Genomic DNA, 18,325 nt, shown 5'->3' with positions numbered 1-18,325 from the left:
GGCATGAAGTGGTCGCAGCTTGGAGCCTGCATTTCCCATTTCCATGATAAAGGAGTGAACGGGCATGAGAATATCTGTCATTTCGGATGATTTGACAGGTGCGAGCGACTGCGGCGGTCAGCTGATCCGCTATGGCTTCCAGGTATCGGTTATTTTGGAGCCGCAAGCAGAGGGCTTAAGAAGCAAGGACGCCGTCATCATTGATACGGACAGCCGATCTGTGACTCCCGAAGAAGCGTACGGGAGGGTGAAGGAAGCCTGTAAATCGCTTCAGGGCGAGCCGTTCGATATCATTTATAAAAAAATCGATTCCACAATGAGAGGAAACATCGGGCAGGAAATCAACGCGGTATACGATGTGTTCCGTCCGGATCTTGTCGTCATTGCCCCGGGCTTTCCGCAGAACGGACGTACCATTGTGGAAGGCGTCATGTACCTGGGTGGCAAACCGCTTCATGAGACCGAAGTGGCGAGGGACCCGAAGACTCCGGTCCGCGACTCGCTCATCACGCGGCTCATTCGGGAGCAGGCAGGCAGGGAGGTCGGGCACTTGTCCCGCGGCGATCTGCAGCAAACGTCGGAGCATGTGGCTGCCAAGCTCACTTCGATGCAGGAGCGGGGCGTCGTGTACGTAGTGGCGGATTCGGCAGACGTCTCCGATCTGGAGAGGCTTGTCCGGCATATGCTGGGCACCGGTAAGTCGGTTATCTGGGTAGGCTCGGCCGGACTTATGAATGTGCTGCCCCTGGCTTATGGGCTCGAGCCGGAGCCGAGGCCGGTTACGATCCCGGCTCATGGAACGCCGGTCCTCCTTGTTGTAGGCAGCGTAAGCGCTATCGGCCGCAAGCAGCTGGAACGGCTGCTTCAGGAGCCGGATGTGGCCGGAATCGAGATTCGGTCGGAGGAGATCATCCGGGAGGAGGCTTCCAGAGAAGCCGAATGGAGGCGTGTGCTGCTGGAAGCGGAGGCCGCCCTAAAGTCGGGGCGTCATATCGCGCTGTATTCCTCCAACGATGTTGATCGGACGCAGCGGCTCGGGCGGGAGTTCGGCTACAACCTTGTCGACATCAGCAATCGGATTTCTCGAGTGCTTGGGGAGTGGGCGATGGCGCTTGCAGATCAATATGATCTGCGCCGCATGTTCCTGACAGGCGGCGATACGGCACGCCAAGTATTCCAGCAGCTGAAGGCGGATGAGTTCCATCTGCTGGATGAAGTCGAATCGGGGATTCCTCTTGGAGCCGTTCGTATATCGGGGAAGGATATCTATGCCGTGACCAAGGCAGGAAATTTCGGCTCGGAGTCAGCTATGATCAAGGCTGCCCGCAAGCTGCAAGGAGGAGAACTATGAAGCCAATTATCGGAATTACGATGGGAGATGCGGCAGGCATCGGCCCGGAGGTTATTGTGAAAGCACTCGGACATGCATCGGTTTATGACATTTGCCGCCCGGTGGTCATCGGCGATTACGGCATTTTGCAGCGTGCCGTTGACGTTACGGGAACGCCGGTCCAGCTTCGCCGGGTTGAGCGGGTAAGCGAAGGGGCCTTTGTTCACGGCACGATCGACTGTCTCGACATGAACCTGCTTCCGGCGGATTTGCCGTTCGGTGTGATGTCTCCGCAAGCCGGCGACGCGGCCTTTCAATATTTGAAGAAAGCGGTTGACCTCGCCAAGGAGCAGGAGATTCAGGCGATCTGCACAGCGCCGCTGAATAAGGAAGCGCTGCAAAAGGGAGGGCATCTGTATCCGGGGCATACCGAGATCCTGGCCGATTTGACAGGTACTGAGGATTATTCAATGATGTTGTCCTCGCCGAAGCTGAAGGTCATCCATTTGACGACGCATGTAGGCTTGATCAAAGCTATTGAGACGATCAACCCCGAGCGGACCTACAAGGTCGTCAAGCTGGCGCATGAGACATTAACCCGCGCTGGATATGCGAATCCGCGCATTGCGGTTTGCGGCATTAATCCGCATGCGGGAGAGAACGGTCTTTTCGGTAATGGGGAGGAAGAGGAGAAGCTGATTCCGGGCATCGAAAAGGCGGCCGCCGAAGGCATTCAGGTTACCGGCCCTTATCCTGCGGATACGTTGTTTTTCCGCGCTGTCCGCAAAGATTTCGATATCGTCGTCGCCTGCTATCACGATCAAGGCCATGTACCGATCAAGGTGCTCGGGCTTGAGGAAGGCGTTAATATTACGGTCGGCCTGAAAGGCGGCATCGTGCGCACTTCCGTCGATCACGGAACGGCCTTCGATATTGCAGGGAAAAACATCGCCGATGAACGCAGCATGCTCGCGGCGATCCAGGCCGGAGCGGATTTGGCACCGAAGACGGAAGCGACCCGTTAAACATCATAGATTATAGACAACATAGAAGGAGAGCGAGTATTCCATGAAGGTTGTATCGACATCGCCGTCCTTCGCCAAATACTCTAATGAACCGATTGAATATTTGGAGAAGTACGGCATCGAGCTTCAGCATTTGCCGGAAGATATTACAGAGGAAGCGTTTATTGATGCGATTCAGGATGTGGACGCGGCTATCGTAGCCTTTAATCAGATTACGGAGAAGGTTCTCGCCCGCGCGCCTCGCCTGAAGCTGGTGTGTAAGCATGGCGTCGGCGTGGATAATATTGATTTGGAGGCGGCGAAGAAGCATCAGGTTTGGGTGACGAATGTCCCAAGCGCCAACAAGCATGCGGTGGCCGACTTCGCATTCGCCCTGATGCTGTCGCTGGCTCGGCAAATTCCGCTGGCGAACGAGCTGACGAAGAAGGGTGAATGGCCTCGAATCTTCGGCTCCGATGTATATAATAAAACGGTAGGTATTATCGGGCTCGGCAGCATCGGCAAGGAGGTCGCGAGAAGAGCGGGCGGCTTTGATATGAACGTATTGGCGTATGATCCATATCCGGATCATGCCTTTGCAGAGCAGCATGGAGTGTCCTTCGTCAAGCTGGACGAGCTGCTCAGCCGAAGCGACTTCGTTACCCTTCATATCGCGCTGACGGAAGAGACCAAGCATTTTATCGGTGCCGATCAGCTGAAGCGGATGAAAGAAAGCGCTTATTTGATCAACGCGGCTCGAGGCGGGATCGTTCATGAGGAGGCGCTGTATGAAGCGCTGACTGCCGGGACGATAGCCGGGGCGGCATTGGATGTATTCGAGCTTGAGCCGCTGAAGGAGCATCCGCTGTTCGCTCTGCCTAACTTTATTGCTCTGCCTCATATTGCCGGCTATACTAGCGGGGCGGTGAACGCGCTCGGCATGACTTGCGTTCGCAATATCGTGAACGTCCTGGTGAACGGGCAAAGACCTGATCACGTTATGAATGGGTTGTAATTCGTCAACATCAGTCTCATCGGAATGCCATCTTCATACATTTTTCTTTTACTACATCATCTAGAGACGGAGAGATACATCTTGCAAACACTGACTAAGAAATCCAATGTGCGCTGGGTCGTCGCCATTCTTATGTGGGCAGCAATAGCGATCAACTATATCGATCGAACAGTACTCTCGGCCGCAGCGCCATACATTACGAAGGAATTCGGACTGAATGCCGCCCAAATGGGCGTCGTTCTCTCCGGCTTCTTCTGGTCCTACGCGCTGCTGCAGGTTCCTTCCGGCTGGGTGGCCGACCGGATCGGACAGAAGAAAACGCTCGGCTTCGCCGTTGCCTGGTGGTCGCTATCTACAGCGGTAACCGGTCTTGCAACCGGCTTCAAGTCCATTCTTGGCTTTCGTGTCGCTCTAGGCGTCGGGGAAGCCGCGGCTTATCCGAGCAATGCGGGCATCTCGTCCAAATGGTTCCCGGATAAGGAACGCGCGACGGTAGCGGGAATTTTTGATAGCGGATCCAAATTCGGCGGAGCTATAGCGATGCCGCTCATCGTTTGGCTGATCGCCATGTTCGATTGGAAGATGACCTTTCTGATCATCGGGGGACTCGGGATCGTTTGGGCAATCGTCTGGATTCTGTACTTCAAGGAAACGCCGGAAGAGCATAAGGGCGTTAACGAAGCGGAATTGAAGCATATCCGGGAAGGACAGTCCAAGCAGGAGGGACTGGACACCGAGCAGCCGATGAAATGGTATCAGCTGCTGAAGTATCGTAATATTTGGGCGATGTGTATCGGGTTCTTCATGATCAACTACAATTCCTACTTCTTCATTACTTGGCTGCCGACGTATCTCGTCAAGGAAAGAGGCATGGGCCTGATCGAGATGGGCTTCATGGCGTCGCTGCCGCTGCTGTGCGCGATGGTTGTCGAGGTTATCGCCGGATGGCTGTCCGACCGCATTTATGCCAAGGGGCTGTTGTCGCTGACAGCGACACGCAAGCTGTTCCTTGTCATCGGATTGCTGATGGCATCGTGCATCGGCTTCGCCGCCTTCGCTCAATCGGCCGTACTGGCCGTGGTGCTCCTCTGTATCGCCAAGTCGGGTACCACAGTGGCGGCATCCCAGGTGTGGGCGCTGCCGAGCGACGTGGCTCCGAAAAATATGACCTCGGTCGTTGCAGGTATGCAGAACACGGTATCCAATATGGGCGGCGTCGTCGGACCGATCATCACCGGCTTTTTCGTAGCGACTTACGGCTCCTTCGTACCGGCTCTGCTGTTCTCCGCGGCGCTGATCGTTATCGGTATTTTGAATTATTTGTTCCTGTTAGGCAAAGTGAAGCCTATTCAAGCAGAACAATAAAGATGGGACGGAAGAGGCGCGGTTTACGCGTCTCTTTTGTGTTTTTTATGATAATACATAGAACGGCCTTACCTGCATTTGTAATACCTGCTCGATATCGTCGATTTGAATAATGAACTGTTCGATGTCCTCATATTGAAACACCAGCATATCGCGTTCCTTCATCTTTTCCATACGCTCCATCACACGAGTGAGTGAGATACCGATATGCTTTGGTTTATCAAAGCTCATCATCATGTCGTCAATCCCGATGGCAATGCTCATTAGATCTTCAAGAAAATCCTCCGAATAGTGACGGCGAAACGGGACGTCTAAGGGAATATACACCGCAGGCTTGTCCCAGAGCATCTTACCGCGGGGAAACCGCACAATAAGCTTCATAGGAACCAGGCAAACGCCGTCGAGCCCCTGATGTTCTTCATAATAGACACGGATTTTTGTCATAGGATCCCCCACGATTTCTCTCTAATTAGTCTCTGCCGCCCCATTTCAGCCTGCTTTTGCCTTATGTAATCGGTCGTAATATAGCTGGTGTCCACCGTCCGATCCCGCCGCTCCTTATCTATTTGCGCAAGGCAGAGACGATTTAGGATTTGATTAAGCCGTTTCTGAACGAACCGGATCGGAAGACAAAAGGCTTCGGCCAACACCTTTTCAAATGCGCCCCAGCTGTACACATCATGTATGAACTCGTGCAGCATAAAGGCCGGCATGGCAGCATACAGCTGGAACTGCGCCGCTTGCTGCTCCTGCAGCTCTATGAATGTTTCGGGCATTCCATATTGATCACCGCAATGGCGGACGATATGCCCGAGCTCGTGAAAGAAATTTTCGCGCTGTTGTTCTTTGCTTAGCAGGGCGTGCAAATAAATTAAGGCAAAATTGCTGCTCCAGATCACTTTGGATTCGTGAGGGTGAAGCTCTACCATAGCACGAAAAATAGCTGCGATATGATCTATATCCATATCTGCCGCGTAGCAGATTCCATGTTTTTGATATATGAAGGAAATCCATTCTTCTGTTTCAGTCGGTTTGTATAAAGAAAGATCCATATATTTACCTCCTAACAGAACGTATGTTCTATTTTATTTGATAAAGAAAAGCCCTGTAGGGGCTTTCCAAATTAGCAGAGGGCAACAATAGCCTAGTGTTCGCCGTTAAATTTTTCGAATAATTTCCGTTTGGCTTCAAACTCCTTGCGTTCTTGCTCGGTAAGAGGGGCCGGTTTGCCATTATAGGCCGCCTGGCTCAGGTACTCTCCGGATTCCTCCGTCACAACCCCCAAGGCTCCTAAAGGGTTACGGGTTGACTTCCCTGGCCGCTTCCCTTCCTGAAGAGTATGCTGCAAGCCATGGATGTTGTTATACAGCTTATTCATATAGCGTTTCATATAGATGACGTCTTTGAGAATGTCTTCGACATATTCCGCTTCGACGCCCATATTTTCAAGAAAATCGATGTAATCGTCGGTTTCTTTCATAAGATCGCGGGCAGCCTCCAGCATGCGCCGGGTTACATCCGGATCATTCCCGGAATCCGCCGCTTTATTGTAAGAGGGAGAAGCAGCGTTTTCTGTCCGAGGAAACGGGCGTACGATTTGACCTTTATCGTCAAGATAATTGGTAAAATGGATCGTTTCGCTTCCCATAGTGACTGAAGGCGACTGCGGGAAAAAGCGGGAACGAAGAGAACCTATCAGCTGCAGAGCGGACTCGGGATCCTCTTTAAGCTTATCGAAGGGATAGTCATAATGGTAGGCTTCCCTTAGCTCATCTCCCATGGACTGAATTTCGTGCATCAAGTCTTCTTGAATTTCTTGGTGCTCGTTGTAAAACTCCATGAAATCCATCAGCTTGCGAGTCAGATGAAAGGCAAATCTATATTTCTCGGCCTCCCGGAGAGCATCCTTCACTTCCGTGGGGGCTTTATCTATGTAGGCGGCCATAACCAGAGCATCGGGGTCACCGCCTGTGACTTCGGCCAGAGCGCGGGTAATTTCCTCCGAGGCTGGGGGTTTATTGCCGTTTTTGAGCTTGCTGATATACGACTTTGTAATATCGATATCGCGATTTTTAAGCCTCAAGACAAGCTCTCCAAGGCTTAGCTTGCTTTCTTCTATATAACGGGATAACAGTTCATGGTATTTCACGGGTCTCAATCCCCTCTCTATCTTTATATTAGTAAAAGTTGACCAAAAATTCAACGGTATCACTAAAAAGTGACGAACAATCGTTGACTATAAAGTGACACGGTGGTACTATTTGGTCAATGGTTGACTGAATAGTGTCATCCATTGCTAAAAAGTGATTGATAGAAAGGGGGGAGACCAATTTGAGATATCAGCAAATGTACTTCGTCGGTTATGCGGGCTGGGTGAAAGATGTGGAGAATGCATGACAGCAATACGAAAAAGCCGCCTGGCGGGGCGGCTTAGACGTTAGCTATGAAGCAAGATGCTTGTTTTTAGTATAGCTGTTAGTGGACAAGCTGGCAAGGAAGCAATTCCTTGCAAGAAGCTTTTGGAAGCAAGGAACCCAAGGTGTAATTATTTTGAGGCAAGCTTGGATTCGCCAAGAATAACTGCCTGTTTGTTTTTCTACAGGAAAGTACTTATTTCTATTTCATATGAAGAAGGGTGAGAAGCATGTTGCTTATGAAGAATGAAGCATTTCCGGCAGCAACGGTAAAGGAAATCAAGATCGCGAAGGAATATCTCAAGCAATACAAAGACAGAAAGAAGAAGCTGGAGCTATTTGAGCAAAATCCCCCTGCTAACGACATGCAAAAACATGTTCAGCAATCTCTGCTGCGGTTCACCAGCTTAATAGAAAGAGCCGTAGAGCAGATTGCGGACGAGAATATCAGGGCTGTTGTGACCTTTCGCTATATCCAAGGCCATACCCGCGCGGCGACTATTCTCAAATTCAGCGGGTGGAATTACTGCGATAAAACCATTGACCGCAAATTGGATGAAGGGGTCGTCTCCGTCGCCAATACGCTTCTCTATTTGGAATGAGGATGTCCAATTCATGTCCAAAGCGTGTCAACAAAATGTCTACGGTCAGGATGTACATTAGGTTCATAGAGCTACGGCTCGGGTGATTCCTACTGTACCCTGATCATCGGAGGACTCGGTCATGCTGTGGGTGGACATGATATTCCACCTTAGACGCTAGTCGTCGATGGTGTGAAGATGAGGCGGGGTTAGAAACCCCTTGGATCGCCGAGAAACACTCCGGGTTGCAGCAGCAATCACCAACACCATGAATGAAGGAGGTGCGGCATCTTCGAGCGCATAGGATAGCGGATAAGGCAATTGGAGATGAACGATTGCGATAGCAGTCCGTTCACGAGGTTTCGAATCAAGAGCCGGCCGGCTGCCTTTCTGGCGGAAGTAGCTAGCAGCCCTATTGTTTACAGGGAAAACACAGACGAGCTTCCCAAGGGAGAGACGGCGGTTCCGGTTCAAAGCATGGAATTCTAGCAGCGTTGGGACTAAGCCAGAACCATTTTATCCAACGCATTTGGGGTGGATCTATGATTTTTGAGGAAATGAAACAAGCCTTACTACAGCGGCTGCAGTCCCTGGGATTTAATCTCCCCGTTTACGATGAGTATCCGGATCAGAATTGGCAGAAGCCTGCTTTACTAGTTCATTTAGTGAGCAGCAAGCAAGTCAAGGAAGTCAATGGACGGTATCGATATCCTACTTTGTTCAGGATCGAATACTACCCGGATCCGGCAGACCGGAACAGCCCATTAGGCTATCATGCGATGGCCGAACGGTTGTATGAGGAGCTGGAAACCATCGAACGGGAAGGAAAGAAATACCGGGGATATGATCTTCATCATGAAATCGCGGAGGATTCGCTCCGATTTTATATCAGCTTCGATATCCGCATGATGAAGCAGAAGCCGCCCGCAGTAAAAATGATGCATTTAGAACAGGAGGAACGGTACAAATGAGTACAAGAAGTAAAAGTGATGAGGCTGCGGTATCCACATATACCAAGCAGCAGTTTTTGGAATCGAGCCGGTATACGGCGCAGCAAAAAGATGTGCTGAACGCCTTACTGCAGGAGGATGCAGCTTACACCATGGAGCAAGTAAAAAAATATATGACGGAGTTTTCAAGAAAGGTGGCTAACTAAATGGCTGGAGGAACATGGACAACGCAAAATAAAGATCGTGCAGGGGTATACATTGAATTTGTCGGGGAGGGGAAACCAGTTGGAGCCGTAGGGGACCGCGGCGTGATGACCATGCCTTTATCGCTAAGCTGGGGACCGTCGAAGCAAATGCTCAAGATTCAAGCTGGCGAGGATGTATCCAAGCTGCTCGGATACGATGTAACAGCATCGCAGCTGCTGCTTGTTAAGGAAGCGCTGAAGCGGGTCAAGACGGTTCTTGTCTATCGCTTGAACGAAGGAGCCAAGGCGAAAGCAACGCTAGGTACTCTAACGGCAACTGCCCAATACGGCGGATTGCGCGGCAACGATATCTCCCTGGTTATCCAAAAGAATTTCGACGACGAAACCAAATGGGACGTGAAGACGCTGCTGGCGAGGAAAATCGCAGATAGTCAATCGGTCACCGATGCGGATGGCCTCAAGTCTAATGACTGGGTTGCATTCAGCGGAACCGGTGCTTTAACGGAAACGGCAGGAACTGCGCTGGCCGGCGGTACGGACGGTACGGTTACCAACCAGGACCATATGGACTATTTGGCGGCTGCCGAGCTGGTCGACTTCCAAACGATGGCTCTCCCGTCAACGGACAGCACCCTCAAATCGGTATTCACTTCCTTCGTGCGCCGGCTTCGGGATGATGAAGGCAAGAAGGTCCAGGTCGTGCTGGAAAACTATCCAACGGCGGACTATGAAGGCGTCATTAGCGTCAAGAACGGCGTTATTCTCTCGGATGGGACAAGGCTGACGGCGGCACAAGCTGTGGCATGGGTTGCTGCTGCAACGGCCGGAGCGCAGGTGAACGAATCGCTGACCTATGATGCTTACGATGATGCTGTCGACGTGGAGCCCCGCTATACCAACGAGCAGATCATCACAGCCATCAATAATGGGGAATTTGTGTTTACGCCAAGCCAAGGGAAAGCCAAGGTGGAGTTGGACATCAATACCTTTACGGGCTTTTCTCCGGCCAAAGGCAAGGAGTTCCGCAAAAATCGGGTCATTCGCGTGCTCGACGGCATCAACAATGACTTCAAACGAATCTTCGAATCATTCTTTATCGGAAAAGTGGACAATAACGCGGATGGCAGAAATCTGCTGCGCGGCGAATGCAATTCGTACTTGAGCACATTGCAGGGAATCAATGCGGTACAAAACTTCGATTCTCAAAGCGACGTAGTGGTGCTGGAAGGCAATGAGGCGGATAGCGTGTATGTGGAAGTTGGAGTACAGCCGGTCGATTCGGTTGAAAAAATTTATATGAAAGTGACGGTGCAATAATATGTCTTTCTTAAGAGCGAGCGATACGATTTCCGGTCAGGAGGGCCGGGCTTATGCCACAATTAACGGTCAGGTGGAAGAGATGTTCTACATCAAGAAGCTTGAGGGCAAGGTCGAGAAGGAAAAGTCCGAGGTGAAGACTCTGGGACGACGCGGCACGCAGCATAAGGCTAAGGGCTGGAAAGGCTCAGGCAGCATGACGATTTATTACATCACCTCGGTGTTCAGAGAAATGATGCTGGATTACATCAAGCAGGGCAAGGATACCTATTTCGATGTGCAGGTGATCAACGAGGATCCGTCCTCTTCGGTAGGGAAACAAACGGTTGTCCTGAAGGGCGTGAATTTGGATAGTGTCATTATGGCGCTGCTGGACACGGGCTCGGATGCATTGGAAGAGGAAGTAAGCTTTACGTTTGATGATGTGGATATTCTAGACCAATTCGGAAAGCCCGTTCTGGGTTAATTAATGGAGGGTATTAAACAATGAGCGATTTGAGCGTATTCTATGCACAAAATGTTAGCGGCTTGACGGAGGAACTGGTTGTTTCGGAACGCTTTAAGGACAAGGACGGGAAGCCGGTCCCTTGGAAGCTGAGAAGTATGACGGAGGAAGAGAACGAATCGATTCGTAAGTCGGCGACCAAGCGCATTCAAGGAAAGAGAGGTGTGGCAACGCAGGAAACCGATCCAACGGAGTATATGGTGAAGCTGGCGGTTGCCAGCGTCGTATTCCCGAATCTGAAAGACGCCGAGCTGCAAAAATCCTACGGCGTCATGGGCGCAGAGAACCTTCTCCGGAAAATGCTGTTGGCAGGGGAGTATGCGGCGCTGATTGAAAAAATCCAGGAGCTTAACGCCTTTGACAAAAATATGAACGAGCTGGTCGAAGAAGCAAAAAACTAGTTATGGAGGGGGACGGTGAGGCTAATTATGCTTACTACGCCCTCCACGAATTAAACATTTTACCGCATGATCTAATGAACATGACTTCCCGTCAAAGGGCCGTGATCTATGCCATGATTGATATTCGAATCGATCAGGAGAAAAAGGCCCAAGCGAAGAAAAGCAGGTAGCCGCAGAGAGGTTTACTTGTGCAAGAAAGGAGGGAGAGCCGCTGGCAACCATAGGAGCATCGTTGAAATTGATTAAACAATTTTCACAAGCGTCAACAATATCCAAATCGGGTATGGGCACGGTTTTCAATTCTACTGTATTGTTGAAACAATCTATACAGGCTAATATCAAGATCACTGTTGCCAACGCTGCCAATGCAGTAAAGACTGCGAATATTACAAATGCAAAAATTTCAAATGTGGCGAACGTGGCAAAAGTCGCGAACGTGGCAAGTGTAGCAAAGGTTGCAAATGTCGCTAATGTCGCTAATGTCGCGAAGTCTGCGGGTGCAGCTAATCCCCCAATGAACCCAGCACCGGCAATGCCTAAATTATCAGCTGGAGGATTAACAAATGTATTACGCTTATTGACGTTAATCGTCCAAACGGCCAGACTGTTTAAGCTTTCCAATACCGGAGTAAAGCAAATGCAGGAGGACCTAAAGAAAATCGCCGAGCTGGAGGAAAAGGTCAATCAGCTGCAGGATAAATTGAACGGTAAGGGCAAGCAAGGCGGGGGTGCCGGGGGCGGGCTTTTGGACAAAATCAAAGGGTTGGCCGGCCAGTATTTAAACTTCGATACGTTCAAAGAGCTCGGAGGAAAAGCCCTATCCGGTGGAATGGAGCTGCAGAAGCTGCAAGATACGTTTAAGGCAAGAACTGGTGACGATCAAGTAGGTACTGCGATGTTTCAAAAGTTCAAGGCGGATGCTGTCAAGTCAGGTGTGGACGTCAATGAATTTTTGAAGGGAACGTTATCATTCTTTCCTCAGACCAAGAACACGAATCAACTTGAGAAAATCAATAATTTGGCGCTTCGCCTAAATGCATTCGATAATGAGGGTAAAGGACTGGGGGATAACATCTCCGTACTGAAAGAAGCGATGAGCGGAAATACTGCTTCGCTTGCAGGGCGCTACAACATGTCCGAGGCAAGCATTAAGGCCTCAAAAATTGAGGATTTCGGAAAAGCCGGCGATTTGAATGGTTTTATAAATGCTTTTGATAAACTGCTTGAAAAGGAAAATATGGGAAAAAAAGCACTTGAAACGATGTTAGCGACACCGGCCAAGCAAGTGGAGGCGTTGGGTAACCATTTCCAGACATCTCTCGCCACTGCTGGCCAAGGGGCACTACAAGCTCTGCAGCCTCTGCTCGCGACACTCAACACGGCATTCCAGGAAGGGAAATTTGACCCGTTTTTTAACGCACTGCAAGCAGGCTTGAACGTAGTTGCTTGGCTCGTAACGTCTTTAGTGGACAGATTCCTGCAAGTATCCGATGCCATTCAAAGTAATTGGTCCACTGCCAGCAATATTATCCTGGCTGTTGCTGCAGCCATTGCTACCATGCTCATTCCTGTACTATGGGCCGCGCTTGTTCCCATATTGGAGCTGGCTCTCGCAAGCTGGCCCATCCTATTAGTAGCTGCTGCTGTAGGAATATTGGTTTATTATCTTTTAAACTGCGGCATTACTGCAGAGCAAATTGTCGGTGTTATAGTAGGAAGCTTCATGGTGCTGTATGGAGTAGTATGGAATATTGTCGCCATGCTATGGAACGTTTTCGCGAGCTTTGGAGAAGGTCTAATCAATATATTTATAGACTCGACTTATTCCGTGAAAAAACTGTTCTACGATTTAGCTGTGACATTTGGCGGCTTCCTAATAAGCATGGCTCAGGGTGTTGAAGATTTCGCAGGCGGTTTTATGACAACCATCCTGAAGGGTATAAACGGAATTTTGAAAGGCTTTAATTGGCTGGCAGATGGAGTAAACAGCATGTTCGGACTCAATATCGGCCAAGCCAAGCTCTTTGACGAGAATAACATTCATGCCATCAGCGATAGTATGAGGGATATGATGGACCAGCTTGAGAAGCCTGTCAGTGACAAGGACGTAGCTGTCATAGGACGGATGGATTACAAGGATTTGAAGAACGAATTCGATTTTGGCTATAGCAGCGGAGCGACCCTTGTCAATAAGCTGTCTTCACTGCAAGGCTCCCTTGACCCTAACAAGCAAACCTCTATCCTGGACGGTTGGAACCAAAAAAACAATAATATCGACAGGGTTGGCGTCGTCGGCCAGATCGACGATACGGTTGACGTAACGAGCGAGGATATCAAGGTGATGCGAGACCTGGCGGAAATGCAAAATATCCAGAACTTCGTTACTTTAACCCCTACGGTTCAAGTCACAACGGGAGATATTAATAATCCGACCGATGTGAATGAGATGATTCGCCGTATTGAAGACGTTATGGTAAGAGAAATTTCTAACTCAGCCCAAGGTGTATATGGGTAATTAAGTAAAAAGTGCATCCTTCCAGGGTGCCCATGTTGTTGAAAAAGCCTATTATACTGAAAAATTTAAAAGGTGATAGGTGGGGTATCCTCTGTAGGAGCGATAGCGTTCGCCTTTGTTCTCGGGAAACCTCCGCTATAAAGCGAATATAATCAATGTTTCCCGAGAACAACAGCGACCGGAAGGGGATACTCCACCGGGTTACCAAGGCAAAATTTCCCGCGGTTTTTCAACAAACCCCGCACCCTCCAGGGTGCCTTTCTTTTTTAATGTGGGAAATAAAGGAAAGGAGTACAGCTATTGAACAACTACAGAATATCGCTGAGCTGGAACAATCAAGCGGAAGGGTTCCAATTACCCGTAAATCCCGAGTCGTTGGATGTCAAAGAAGAAGGGCAGGGGAAAACCTACAATATTGTCGGAAGAGGCGGAGGCACGGATGAGACTCGGGCGGGCGAGATCAATGTCATCAAAAACCCGAAGCTGAAGGAAGTCAGTTTCAGCAGCTTTTTCCCCAATCAGTATTACCCTTTTGTCAATGAAGAGGTCACGTTATTTGTGCCTATGTATTATGTTAACCTGATCCGAAAATGGATGGAGAGCAAGCACCCCATCCGGTTTATTTTCGCGGGAGATTACAATGCTTTGGCCAAGGCAAGCGGCGTTACGGGATTATCAGACCTCAACTTCCCTGCATCTATTGAATCCTTCGAATGGAAGCAATCGGCAGGATCCTCCGGCGATATTGAATACACCTTGAAGCTTAAGGAATATGTATTTTATTCAGCTCGCGGTGTAAGCACGGTGGAATTGGAAAATGGAGAAACGGCAATAGTGCAGCAGCAGCCGATGCGCCCGGATGAACGGGTTAAACCGGAAACATACACTTTAAGGGCGGGGGAACAGCTGAGGGAAGTAGCGAAACGTTTGTTTGGTGATGAAAATAGATGGACTGAGCTTCAAGCATTTAACGGAATTACAAACGATAAGGTTATGGAACTACCGGCAGGTACGTTGGTAAGAATTCCCCAGTACTAGGAGGTGGTCATAGATGTTAGAGATTATCCTGGATAATCGGGACGGTCATTTGTGGGATGTCTCAGGAATCATTTCTGATGCGACCTATAAGACAAGCCGAAAGGGCAGCGCTTCTACTTTTGAGTTTACACTGATTAAAGGCGGCTGGTACGAGGATAAGGACTTTAAGTACAACGTCGGCGATATAGTCCGCGTACGCAAGGATGGCGTCAAAGTATTCTATGGGTACATTTTTGTGATTAGCAGCGGCCGGGACGAGGAAGTCAAAATTACGGCATATGATCAAATGCGATACCTGATGGTCAATGATTACCTTCTAAAATCCGACATGACGGCTACGGAGGTCGTACAGCATTTTGCAGATAAATACCAGTTGAAAACAGGCACGCTGATCGATACCGAGTATAAGATTCCGAAGATATCGGAGGATGGCGTGAAGACGATGGATATTATTTGCAAGGCTATGGACAATACGCTGCTCGGAACCGGCAAACAGTTCCTGCTTCTGGATGACTTCGGCGAGCTGGTTATCCAAAACGTTGAGGATAGGGTGCTTAATCTATCCCTAGGTGACGGAAGTCTTCTGTACGATTACAAGCAAAAAGTAACCATCGAGAATTCATACAATATGGTTGTTCTCGGCCGGGACAATAAGGAGCTTGGAAAGCGCGAGCTATTTATAAAACAGGACAGCAGCAATATCGCCAAATGGGGACTGTTGATGCTGTACCAATCGGTGGACGAGAAGATGGACGATGACCAGGTGAAGAAGTCGCTGGCCAACTTGATGAATCTTAAGAATAGAGTGGGCAGAAGCTTTCAGGTGGAGGCTATTGGGGATATTCGCGTAAGAGCCGGCAGCTATTTATCTATTAACATTGCGGAAGAGGGGATTAACATGAGGTTTTTGGTCAATGAGTGTACGCATAAATTTGAAGGCAGCGACCATTCCATGTCACTCGACCTGTTTGATATCAGAATGGATGACCCTAAGGTGGTGATTGAGAAATGAGATTATTAGATTTAATCAAGCAGGCGGGGGCCGATGCGGTTCATGCCGGATATCCCGTCTCCATATTTACAGGAAATGTAACACAAGTAAATCCTCTAGAAGTGAGCTTCGATCCGCAAAGAGAGCCGCTTACGGAGGATTTTTTGCTTGTTCCGGAAAGCCTTACCCCTCTGCAATTGGATTTGAAGCATACGCATTCCATAAACGGGGGAAAAACGGAGGAAGCCCTTGCCGAACCCATCGTCATTCGAAAAGGATTGGAAGCAGGCGATGTGGTGCTCCTGCTTAGAATGCAGGGCGGGCTTAAGTTCATCGTTCTGGATAAGGTGGTGGAGGGATGATTCCGCAAGGCGGCATATTAGGCAAGGTGACTCAAACTGTACGGCAGCCCGGCAGGACTTACCGGATCGATCCGGGTTTGAAGAGGATCCTGGGTATGGTAGATGGTTTGGAAGCCGTAAAGCAAGCGGCAATAAAAATACTGGCGACGGAGCGGTTTGAACATATCATCTATAGCGGAAATTACGGCAGTGAATTTTCCAATATTCCGGGCCGCAGCCCGTCCTTTGTTCAAACCGAGCTGAACAGGCGAATCCGGGAAGCATTATTGCAGGATGACCGGATCAAAGACATTCAGCATTTTGAAGTCGAAATAAACGGGGATGACATTACGGCTTCCTTTACGGTTGTTTCACTGTATGGGAATGTCGCATTAACCAAGGGGGTTGGAGAAAGTGTATGAGCATCAAACATTTCAAGCCATTTTAAATAGAATGCTGGACCGGATTCCTTCGGATATAGATAAACGGGAAGGCAGCATCATTTATGATGCGCTGGCACCGGCTGCTTGGGAACTTGCAGGATTGTATACCGAGCTGGACATTAACCGTAATCTCTCCTTTGCCGACACAGCGGCAGGAGATTATCTGGAGCGTCGTACGTTGGAATTTGGAATTCAGCGTAAGCCGGCTACAAAATCGCTTCGCAAAGCGTTGTTCTATGGCTCGGGCAATGCTCCCTTCGATGTGCCTATCGGCAGCCGATTCTCAGGCAGTTCACTGAATTACACCGTCGTTCGAAAGCTTGCAGCCGGTGCTTATGAATTGGAGTGCGAGACGGCGGGAACGGCCGGAAACCAATATTACGGTACGCTGCTGCCTATTAATCATTTGTCCGGGCTGGCCAAAGCAGAGCTTTCGGAAGTGCTCGTGCCCGGCGAGGATGTGGAAAGCGACGCTTCACTACGGAAGCGGTACTTTGCGACCCTGAACGAACAGCCCTTCGGCGGCAATGTTGCCGATTATAAGAAGAAGATCGGGGATATCCCAGGCATAGGGGGAGTCAAAGTATTTCCGGTGTGGCAGGGCGGAGGGACGGTGAAATGCACTATAATTTCTTCCGACTACAGCTCACCGTCTCCCATGTTGGTTAACGATGTCCAGACCGCTATGGATCCAACCGTTAACAGCGCGGAAGGGCTTGGGTTTGCCCCTATCGGACATAAGGTCACCATAGCTGGAGTTGAGAATGTCACTCTCAATCTAGAAACAAGCCTTACGTTAGAAAATGGCATGACATTGGGACAAGTTCAAGCTGAAATCGAAGCGGTGCTCGAAGCGTACCTGTTATCCTTGCGGCAAGCGTGGATGAGTGAGTCACAGCTTGTAATCAGGGTCAGTCAGATTGAAGCGCGAATTCTGACCGTACCTGGTGTTACGGATGTATCCAATACGATGCTTAATGGAGCCGGTGCTAATCTGACATTAACGAGCGAGCAAATTCCGGTGCTTGGGGTGGTGAGCTTGTTTGTCTAAGCTGATTCATTACTTACCTGAGTTCTATGCGGAGATAACCGATTTCGCGGAGCTTGCTACAACGGAAGATGCGGAGCTTGACGCTCTAGCCGAAGCCGTTCAAAGGCTGCTGGATGACCAATTCGTAGATACGTCCAGCATCCAGGCTATCAAACGCAGGGAGCAAATGCTGGGGATTCGAGCTGACTCAACGACAGAGTCCCTGGATTTCCGGCGCAGAAGACTGATCAACCGCTACTCCACCAAGCCCCCCTTTACTGCGCGTTATCTACAGACCCGATTGGATGTACTTGCCGGCGAGGGGCGTGCCACCGTGGAGGTCGACGAGAAAAATTATATTCTCCAAGTGACGTTTGACGTTCCGGACGCCGCCTATTTTAAAGAGATCGAATATACGATTCATACGATTAAACCGGCTAACATTGTCTACCATCAATCGACCTCGTTACTCGATACTATCGTGTTACAGGAGCATGTGAGTGCTACGCCACTAATTCGCGGAACCCGGTTAGGGAGCGGCTGGAAGCTGGGTCAAACGCCATTTGCAGTAAAAGGGCAGGAGGTGCAGTTAGTATGATACCGACGACATATTTGTCTGAACTGGCTTCATTTACGAATAATCGGATTGCCAAGGTTGTTGTGAATGAGAGCTATGCGATATCCAGTTTTTCTATAAAGCAAGTGACGGCCGGCACGGTTGAAATGGAGTATGTTATCCCTTACGGCTCCGTAACGGAAGTGACGCTGATCGAGCTAAAAAGCCAAGATGACGCCGTCATTAGCTCCAACGCCGTCTATGTGCCGATTACCAGCGACACGATTATAAAACAAACGATAGGAATCAAGGGGGTATAGAAC

At 49.6% G+C, this 18,325-nt stretch carries 23 protein-coding genes; 19 read left to right on the top strand and 4 right to left on the bottom strand.

From position 1 onward, the window contains the following. Window positions 1-64 precede the first annotated feature (64 nt). From GGC63_RS17735 to GGC63_RS17720, 4 genes are all read left to right on the top strand, one after another. The gene (locus tag GGC63_RS17735; RefSeq protein WP_192703408.1) at window positions 65-1,351 is read left to right on the top strand and encodes a four-carbon acid sugar kinase family protein; all 1,287 of its coding nucleotides are present in this window, start codon (window positions 65-67) and stop codon (window positions 1,349-1,351) included. Further along, a complete protein-coding gene (gene pdxA / locus GGC63_RS17730; protein WP_192703407.1) occupies window positions 1,348-2,355 on the top strand; it encodes a 4-hydroxythreonine-4-phosphate dehydrogenase PdxA in 1,008 nt (335 codons plus the stop codon). The genes GGC63_RS17735 and pdxA overlap by 4 nt, the downstream gene beginning before the upstream one ends. 43 nt (window positions 2,356-2,398) lie before the next feature. Then, a complete protein-coding gene (locus tag GGC63_RS17725; protein WP_192703406.1) occupies window positions 2,399-3,349 on the top strand; it encodes a phosphoglycerate dehydrogenase in 951 nt (316 codons plus the stop codon). Window positions 3,350-3,430: 81 nt separating this feature from the next. Next, complete coding sequence (locus GGC63_RS17720; protein ID WP_225948288.1) at window positions 3,431-4,714, top strand: MFS transporter; 1,284 nt, start codon at window positions 3,431-3,433, stop codon at window positions 4,712-4,714. A 45-nt stretch (window positions 4,715-4,759) separates the two neighbouring features. Here the strand turns inward: GGC63_RS17720 and GGC63_RS17715 are convergent, their stop codons facing one another. From GGC63_RS17715 to GGC63_RS17705, 3 genes are all read right to left on the bottom strand, one after another. Beyond that, entirely contained in the window at window positions 4,760-5,158 is a 399-nt protein-coding gene (locus GGC63_RS17715) for a hypothetical protein (RefSeq protein WP_079914703.1), read from the bottom strand. Beyond that, window positions 5,155-5,766, bottom strand: a complete 612-nt coding sequence (locus GGC63_RS17710) for an ImmA/IrrE family metallo-endopeptidase (protein ID WP_079914704.1) — start codon at window positions 5,764-5,766, stop codon at window positions 5,155-5,157. The genes GGC63_RS17715 and GGC63_RS17710 overlap by 4 nt, the downstream gene beginning before the upstream one ends. Before the next feature lie 92 nt (window positions 5,767-5,858). After that, window positions 5,859-6,863 carry a helix-turn-helix transcriptional regulator gene (locus GGC63_RS17705; protein ID WP_192703404.1) on the bottom strand — a complete coding sequence of 335 codons (1,005 nt, stop codon included), beginning with the start codon at window positions 6,861-6,863 and terminating at the stop codon, window positions 5,859-5,861. Window positions 6,864-7,358: 495 nt separating this feature from the next. Here GGC63_RS17705 and GGC63_RS17700 point away from each other — a divergent pair, with 495 nt between their 5' ends. The 7 genes from GGC63_RS17700 (at window position 7,359) to GGC63_RS17670 (ending at window position 11,088) form a co-directional block, all read left to right on the top strand. Further along, window positions 7,359-7,730, top strand: coding sequence for a hypothetical protein (locus GGC63_RS17700; protein ID WP_192703403.1), 372 nt, complete (start codon window positions 7,359-7,361; stop codon window positions 7,728-7,730). Between the two features lie 306 nt (window positions 7,731-8,036). Then, window positions 8,037-8,198: a hypothetical protein gene (locus GGC63_RS17695; protein ID WP_192703402.1), complete on the top strand. Its 162-nt coding sequence runs from the start codon at window positions 8,037-8,039 to the stop codon at window positions 8,196-8,198. 53 nt (window positions 8,199-8,251) lie between these two features. Next, the gene (locus tag GGC63_RS17690) at window positions 8,252-8,680 is read left to right on the top strand and encodes a DUF6838 family protein (protein ID WP_192703401.1); all 429 of its coding nucleotides are present in this window, start codon (window positions 8,252-8,254) and stop codon (window positions 8,678-8,680) included. Then, window positions 8,677-8,865: a hypothetical protein gene (locus tag GGC63_RS17685; RefSeq protein WP_192703400.1), complete on the top strand. Its 189-nt coding sequence runs from the start codon at window positions 8,677-8,679 to the stop codon at window positions 8,863-8,865. The genes GGC63_RS17690 and GGC63_RS17685 overlap by 4 nt, the downstream gene beginning before the upstream one ends. Beyond that, entirely contained in the window at window positions 8,866-10,182 is a 1,317-nt protein-coding gene (locus GGC63_RS17680) for a phage tail sheath family protein (RefSeq protein ID WP_192703399.1), read from the top strand. It begins immediately after the preceding gene. A gap of 1 nt (window position 10,183) precedes the next feature. Continuing rightward, on the top strand, window positions 10,184-10,648 hold the full coding sequence (locus GGC63_RS17675; protein WP_079914710.1) for a phage tail tube protein: 465 nt from the start codon (window positions 10,184-10,186) through the stop codon (window positions 10,646-10,648). A gap of 20 nt (window positions 10,649-10,668) precedes the next feature. Next, a complete protein-coding gene (locus GGC63_RS17670; RefSeq protein ID WP_192703398.1) occupies window positions 10,669-11,088 on the top strand; it encodes a phage tail assembly chaperone in 420 nt (139 codons plus the stop codon). 21 nt (window positions 11,089-11,109) lie between these two features. On the opposite strand, the gene GGC63_RS17665 is transcribed toward GGC63_RS17670, so the two are convergent. Continuing rightward, the gene (locus GGC63_RS17665) at window positions 11,110-11,709 is read right to left on the bottom strand and encodes a hypothetical protein (RefSeq protein ID WP_192703397.1); all 600 of its coding nucleotides are present in this window, start codon (window positions 11,707-11,709) and stop codon (window positions 11,110-11,112) included. Between the two features lie 16 nt (window positions 11,710-11,725). Here GGC63_RS17665 and GGC63_RS17660 point away from each other — a divergent pair, with 16 nt between their 5' ends. From GGC63_RS17660 to GGC63_RS17625, 8 genes are all read left to right on the top strand, one after another. Beyond that, entirely contained in the window at window positions 11,726-13,603 is a 1,878-nt protein-coding gene (locus GGC63_RS17660; RefSeq protein ID WP_192703396.1) for a hypothetical protein, read from the top strand. A gap of 300 nt (window positions 13,604-13,903) precedes the next feature. Beyond that, complete coding sequence (locus tag GGC63_RS17655) at window positions 13,904-14,641, top strand: hypothetical protein (RefSeq protein WP_079914713.1); 738 nt, start codon at window positions 13,904-13,906, stop codon at window positions 14,639-14,641. 13 nt (window positions 14,642-14,654) lie between these two features. Continuing rightward, window positions 14,655-15,653 carry a hypothetical protein gene (locus tag GGC63_RS17650; protein ID WP_079914714.1) on the top strand — a complete coding sequence of 333 codons (999 nt, stop codon included), beginning with the start codon at window positions 14,655-14,657 and terminating at the stop codon, window positions 15,651-15,653. Then, entirely contained in the window at window positions 15,650-15,994 is a 345-nt protein-coding gene (locus tag GGC63_RS17645) for a DUF2577 domain-containing protein (protein ID WP_192703395.1), read from the top strand. The genes GGC63_RS17650 and GGC63_RS17645 overlap by 4 nt, the downstream gene beginning before the upstream one ends. Continuing rightward, window positions 15,991-16,395, top strand: a complete 405-nt coding sequence (locus GGC63_RS17640) for a DUF2634 domain-containing protein (RefSeq protein WP_192703394.1) — start codon at window positions 15,991-15,993, stop codon at window positions 16,393-16,395. Before GGC63_RS17645 ends, GGC63_RS17640 begins: the two co-directional genes overlap by 4 nt. Continuing rightward, a complete protein-coding gene (locus tag GGC63_RS17635; RefSeq protein WP_192703393.1) occupies window positions 16,388-17,467 on the top strand; it encodes a baseplate J/gp47 family protein in 1,080 nt (359 codons plus the stop codon). The genes GGC63_RS17640 and GGC63_RS17635 overlap by 8 nt, the downstream gene beginning before the upstream one ends. Next, entirely contained in the window at window positions 17,460-18,044 is a 585-nt protein-coding gene (locus GGC63_RS17630) for a putative phage tail protein (protein ID WP_192703392.1), read from the top strand. Before GGC63_RS17635 ends, GGC63_RS17630 begins: the two co-directional genes overlap by 8 nt. Beyond that, window positions 18,041-18,322 (top strand): ketopantoate hydroxymethyltransferase, encoded by a 282-nt coding sequence (locus GGC63_RS17625; protein WP_192703391.1) that lies wholly within the window; start codon window positions 18,041-18,043, stop codon window positions 18,320-18,322. Before GGC63_RS17630 ends, GGC63_RS17625 begins: the two co-directional genes overlap by 4 nt. Window positions 18,323-18,325 lie beyond the last annotated feature (3 nt).

This window comes from Paenibacillus sp. OAS669 (assembly GCF_014873645.1).
Classification (GTDB): Bacteria; Bacillota; Bacilli; order Paenibacillales; family NBRC-103111; genus Paenibacillus_S; species Paenibacillus_S vulneris.
This window is presented reverse-complemented; position numbering and strand designations above follow the sequence as displayed.

Excerpts from the sequence above, each read along its gene's own strand:
- GGC63_RS17735 (WP_192703408.1), top strand. The coding sequence starts at position 65 with ATGAGAATATCTGTCATTTCGGATGATTTGACAGGTGCGAGCGACTGC.
- pdxA (WP_192703407.1), top strand. The coding sequence starts at position 1,348 with ATGAAGCCAATTATCGGAATTACGATGGGAGATGCGGCAGGCATCGGC.
- GGC63_RS17725 (WP_192703406.1), top strand. The coding sequence starts at position 2,399 with ATGAAGGTTGTATCGACATCGCCGTCCTTCGCCAAATACTCTAATGAA.
- GGC63_RS17715 (WP_079914703.1), bottom strand. The coding sequence starts at position 5,158 with ATGACAAAAATCCGTGTCTATTATGAAGAACATCAGGGGCTCGACGGC.
- GGC63_RS17710 (WP_079914704.1), bottom strand. The coding sequence starts at position 5,766 with ATGGATCTTTCTTTATACAAACCGACTGAAACAGAAGAATGGATTTCC.
- GGC63_RS17700 (WP_192703403.1), top strand. The coding sequence starts at position 7,359 with ATGTTGCTTATGAAGAATGAAGCATTTCCGGCAGCAACGGTAAAGGAA.
- GGC63_RS17695 (WP_192703402.1), top strand. The coding sequence starts at position 8,037 with ATGAACGATTGCGATAGCAGTCCGTTCACGAGGTTTCGAATCAAGAGC.
- GGC63_RS17690 (WP_192703401.1), top strand. The coding sequence starts at position 8,252 with ATGATTTTTGAGGAAATGAAACAAGCCTTACTACAGCGGCTGCAGTCC.
- GGC63_RS17685 (WP_192703400.1), top strand. The coding sequence starts at position 8,677 with ATGAGTACAAGAAGTAAAAGTGATGAGGCTGCGGTATCCACATATACC.
- GGC63_RS17680 (WP_192703399.1), top strand. The coding sequence starts at position 8,866 with ATGGCTGGAGGAACATGGACAACGCAAAATAAAGATCGTGCAGGGGTA.
- GGC63_RS17675 (WP_079914710.1), top strand. The coding sequence starts at position 10,184 with ATGTCTTTCTTAAGAGCGAGCGATACGATTTCCGGTCAGGAGGGCCGG.
- GGC63_RS17670 (WP_192703398.1), top strand. The coding sequence starts at position 10,669 with ATGAGCGATTTGAGCGTATTCTATGCACAAAATGTTAGCGGCTTGACG.
- GGC63_RS17660 (WP_192703396.1), top strand. The coding sequence starts at position 11,726 with ATGCAGGAGGACCTAAAGAAAATCGCCGAGCTGGAGGAAAAGGTCAAT.
- GGC63_RS17650 (WP_079914714.1), top strand. The coding sequence starts at position 14,655 with ATGTTAGAGATTATCCTGGATAATCGGGACGGTCATTTGTGGGATGTC.
- GGC63_RS17645 (WP_192703395.1), top strand. The coding sequence starts at position 15,650 with ATGAGATTATTAGATTTAATCAAGCAGGCGGGGGCCGATGCGGTTCAT.
- GGC63_RS17640 (WP_192703394.1), top strand. The coding sequence starts at position 15,991 with ATGATTCCGCAAGGCGGCATATTAGGCAAGGTGACTCAAACTGTACGG.
- GGC63_RS17625 (WP_192703391.1), top strand. The coding sequence starts at position 18,041 with ATGATACCGACGACATATTTGTCTGAACTGGCTTCATTTACGAATAAT.